The 1,115-nt window shown below is 66.1% G+C and carries 2 protein-coding genes; both read right to left on the reverse strand.

Annotated elements, in window-relative coordinates; all coding sequences use genetic code 11:
* On the reverse strand, window positions 1-939 hold a 939-nt coding region (locus FYJ24_RS12495), incomplete at its 3' end, for an FAD-dependent oxidoreductase (protein ID WP_154546741.1).
* A 2-nt stretch (window positions 940-941) separates the two neighbouring features.
* The coding region (locus tag FYJ24_RS12500) for a cation transporter (RefSeq protein WP_206192734.1) at window positions 942-1,115 on the reverse strand (174 nt) is incomplete at its 5' end.

The following is a 1,115-nucleotide window of genomic DNA, read 5'->3' on the forward strand; positions in this document are numbered from 1 at the left end:
GGTGCCGTCACCGGCGGCATACAGCCCCGGCACCGTGGTGTGCAGATGCTCATCGACCGGCATAGCCCCATGTGCGGTTTCCACGCCGAGGCTCGCCAGGTTCAGGGCCTCGGTATTGGGTGTCCGTCCGGTGGCCACCAGCAGTTGATCCGCCCGCAAGGTGCCGGCGTTGGTGTCGACAATGAATTCATTGTCGGTGTAGTCCACACGGCTCGCCTGGGTCTGCTTGAGGACCTCGATGCCCTCGCGGCGAAACGCCGCCTCCACCGCATTCCCTACCGCCGGGTCTTCCTGGGAGAGCAGGCGGCTGCGGGCCAGCACCGTGACCCGGCTGCCCAGCCTGGCGAAGGCCTGGGCCAGTTCCAGGGCCACCACCGAGGCGCCGATCACAATCAGCCGCTCGGGAAGAGTGTCCAGGGCCAGAGCACTGGTAGAGGTCGGGTAGGGGGTGTCGGCAAGACCCGGGATCGGCGGTACTGCCGGTCGGGCGCCAGTACCGATGAAGGCGCGGTCGAAGTGGACGACCTGCTCGCCGCCCTCGTTCAGCTTGACCATCAGGCTATGGGCATCGATAAACCGGGCCTCGCCGTGCAGGACAGTGATGGCCGGGTGGTCGCGCAGAATCCCCTCGTACTTGGCGTCACGCAGTTCCTCGACACGTCGCTGCTGCTGCTCGAGCAGCTTGGCCCGATCCACCACCGGCGCCTGGGCGCTCAGGCCTGCATCGAAGGGACTTTCCGTACGCAAGTGGGCAATATGGGCCGCGCGAATCATGATCTTCGAAGGCACACAGCCTGTATTGACACAGGTACCGCCGACGGTGCCGCGTTCGATCAGGGTGATCCGGGCGCCGCGCTCGGCGGCCTTCAGGGCCGCCGCCATGGCGGCGCCGCCGCTGCCGATCACGCTCACGCGCAGCAGGGTCTTGGGATTCTTCATGATCACTCTCGATCCGCTTGCGAGGATGTCGGGGTTGATGGATACCCAGCGTTGGTGGTGGCCTCGGTCAATGCCTCCACCGACGTTCGGGCGTCGTCAAAGGTGACCACGGCCTCGAGATCCGCGTAGCTCACGTCGACTTGCGAGACGCCGTCCACCTTGTTGAGGGCGGCCTT

It is taken from the genome of Scrofimicrobium canadense, assembly GCF_009696615.1.
Lineage (GTDB): Bacteria > Actinomycetota > Actinomycetes > Actinomycetales > Actinomycetaceae > Scrofimicrobium > Scrofimicrobium canadense.